3 protein-coding genes are annotated in these 3,037 nt (G+C 59.7%); 1 reads left to right on the forward strand and 2 read right to left on the reverse strand.

Features of this window, described 5'->3' with window-relative positions:
- A partial coding sequence (locus FJ398_27020; protein ID MBM3841530.1) for a hypothetical protein occupies positions 1–920 on the reverse strand: 920 nt, incomplete at its 3' end.
- A 191-nt stretch (positions 921–1,111) separates the two neighbouring features.
- On the opposite strand from FJ398_27020, the gene FJ398_27025 reads away from it, so the two are divergent.
- Positions 1,112–2,470, forward strand: coding sequence for an HlyC/CorC family transporter (locus tag FJ398_27025; protein MBM3841531.1), 1,359 nt, complete (start codon positions 1,112–1,114; stop codon positions 2,468–2,470).
- An 84-nt stretch (positions 2,471–2,554) separates the two neighbouring features.
- On the opposite strand, the gene FJ398_27030 is transcribed toward FJ398_27025, so the two are convergent.
- Complete coding sequence (locus tag FJ398_27030; GenBank protein ID MBM3841532.1) at positions 2,555–2,824, reverse strand: hypothetical protein; 270 nt, start codon at positions 2,822–2,824, stop codon at positions 2,555–2,557.
- Between the last annotated feature and the right edge of the window lie 213 nt (positions 2,825–3,037).

Raw genomic sequence — 3,037 nt, forward strand, 5'->3', positions numbered from 1 at the left:
AAAATCTTCTGCAATTGGTGCGCGGCAATGTGCCGGTACTGGACATCCGGAAGCTCCGGAATTTTTTCTTCACTCCCGTCATGACGCCGCTGGCGAATCAGCAGGAACGGCGGAGACAAACGCAAAACGATTCCCGGCTTGAGCAATTCGCAGCGGTTGGAGTCTTGAAGGATGTCCAGGTTGTCCTGCGAAAGATGGCCTTTGATCTCGAACCGCGCGCCCGCTCGTGTCGTCACGAAGCGGATGTCAAATCCGGTCGAGGCTGCGGGATTCTCTTTGATCTCCACGGCGGTCTCGCCTTCGGATTGCAGCCTGGCCGCGTAACGAGCGTTGAGCGCCTGTTCGAGTTGCCGGGCGCCGGTCTCGTTGCACTCAAAGCGTGTGCCGTCGATTTCCACAGCCCGGAGAAGTGGGTCCACGTGAAGGTCTCTGGGCTTGATCATCAGGCCGTTTTGAATCAGTCCGGGCAAACCGCGCAATCCGGTCTCGACACGCTCGCTGCCGCGATGACATTCCACCATCAGATGTCCGAGGTGGTCAATCTTGATCTTGAACTGGACGCGATCTGAGTGCGGTTTCTCCTCAGCGGGGGCGGCGCGCGAACTGACCGCCTCCGGCTTTTTCAGAGCCACCGGCGCGGCGTGCCGTTTGTTCATTTCATGTTCGAGCCTGGCAATCCCGTCCGGATCCAGAACGCCGATCTTCTCGCCGTTGACATCGACGGTGCCGTCGGCCAGGACATGAAACGATTGCGGCTCCTCCATCAGCCCGCGCGTGACCCATTTGAAGGCGTCGGCCTTGATCCACGTCTTGCCCGGATCAAGCGTCACCGTTTCGTGGCCGAGCGTAAGAGTGAACGCCGTGGGGCGTCCCTCGGCCTCGTGATGTTTGCTGGCCGTGATCTTGAGGTCCGTGTTCATGCCTTGCAGCGTGCGGATCGATGGTTCGTGTTGCGGCCGCTGGTCAATCAGCGAGGGTTCTTTCCGATCTACAAATGAATCTACTCCTCCTGCCGGGGCGAATTCAAGCGCGACCCGTAAGGCCCCGGGTCGAAAAGGCTTCAAATTCGTTGGTTTCTTCTGTTTCTTTCGGCTGAACTGATGTTGACCGGATGATTACGGAAACGACCGTCGAGATTGCGTTGAAGTTGCTGGCCGTGGTGGTGCTGGTCTTCTTGAACGGCTTCTTTGTCGCGGCGGAGTTTGCTCTCGTCAAAGTTCGCGACACGCAACTGAATCCGCTCATTGGCCAAGGCCATCGGCGCGCCCGGATCGCCCGGCGCGTGCTTCGGAACCTCGACGCTTCTCTGAGCGCCTGCCAGTTGGGCATCACGCTGGCCAGCCTGGCGCTCGGCTGGGTGGGCGAGCCGGTGTTCGCAACGCTGCTCGCGCCGGCCCTGGACTGGCTGAAGATCGAATCGGCCACGATCCGCCATTCGATTGCCGTCGTGGTGGGCTTCACCGTGATCACGTTTCTGCACATCACCGCCGGCGAACAAGCGCCGAAATGGCTGGCCATTCAGAAGCCGCTCCCCACCTCGCTCTGGGTCGTGCAACCGCTGGAATGGTTTCATCGGATTTCTTATCCCTTCATCTGGCTGCTCAACCACGCCTCGCTTTGGATGCTCCGCCAGCTCGGCTTGCAGTCGTCCGGCGAGTCCGAGCATGGACATCATTCGGAGGAGGAATTGCGCTTGCTGTTTGCCGGTTCCCATGCACGGTCGGGCGGCAGCAAACTCGGCCGCGATATCGTCCTCAACGCTCTGGACCTTCGGCGGCGCGTCGCCCGGGAAGTGATGCGGCCGCGACAGGAGATTGTGGCCCTGGATACGGAAGCCAGCATGGCGGAATGCCTGGACGTAGCTGAAAAAACGCGTTACTCCCGGTTCCCGTTGTGCGAAGGCGGCGGCCTGGACAAGACGCTGGGCGTCGTCCATTTCAAGGATTTGTTCGCCATGCGGCTGAAGGCCCGGCAAGGACGCGATCTCACGGCCTCGATGCGCAAGCTGATTTATGTCCCCGAAACCGCGCGCCTTGAAAAGCTCCTCCAACTATTCCTCGAACGGCGGTTGCACATGGCGATCGTGGTGGACGAATACGGCGGCACGGTCGGCATGATCACGCTGGAAAACATCCTCGAAGAACTCGTCGGCCAGATTCAGGACGAGTTTGATCAGGAGAAGCCGCTGCTGCAAAAGGTGGGCGACCAAACCTGGGAATTGGCTGGCACCTTGCCGCTCCACGAATTGGCGGAGTTGGTCGGCGACAATCTCGCCGAAGAAGGGATCACGACGACCAGCGGCTTCGTGACCCATCGCCTGGGCGGTTTTCCCAAAGTGGGCGACGCGCTCGCGCTCGGAGCGAACACGCTGCGCGTCGAGGAAATGGACGGCCTGCGCGTTTCCCGGCTCCGCCTGACAAAAACGGCGGAGACGGAAAACGTTGCGGCTTCGCCAACCGCAGGGCACTAACGGCTCCTGTTAAGATTCAGGGATCGAATTCTCAACGGGGGAACGCGCCGGCGGCGACGGGCTGAGTCGAGATTCGGAGCTCGATCAGTCCCCGCCAGACAACCTTTGGCGGGAGTCCGCTAATTTGCCCGGCGGATGCTCGAAGATCCACGAGTGCGTCTGATCGGCAACCTTGGCGAGCACCAGCAGGTCATCGCGACCGAAGCTCTCAGTTGTTTTCCACTCGTCGCCGTCCTTGTAGCTGTGGCAAAAGGTGACCTTGTAGTACGGCTTTCCTTCGCTGAGCTTGTTTTCCCAGACGGCGGATTCGATAGTGCCGAGGCGAACTTTGTGAACAGGTTTCGTTGGATTCATTGATTTACCTCCTTGTTGGTTCGGGCGAAATCCTAAAGACACGAATCGCGCGGTCAAGCGAATTATTGAGGCGCACGCATGCCCTTCGGGACGCGTCTTTTCAGTTTCATAAGTCCAGCACGTTGGGGTGTTTGGCGTGAATGAGCGCGTGGAGTCGTTCGCGACCGCCGCGAGCTGAATTGAAGCGGCTCTGAAAATCCCCCGTGTTGCATT

It is taken from the genome of Verrucomicrobiota bacterium, from assembly GCA_016871535.1.
Classification (GTDB): domain Bacteria; phylum Verrucomicrobiota; class Verrucomicrobiia; order Limisphaerales; family SIBE01; genus VHCZ01.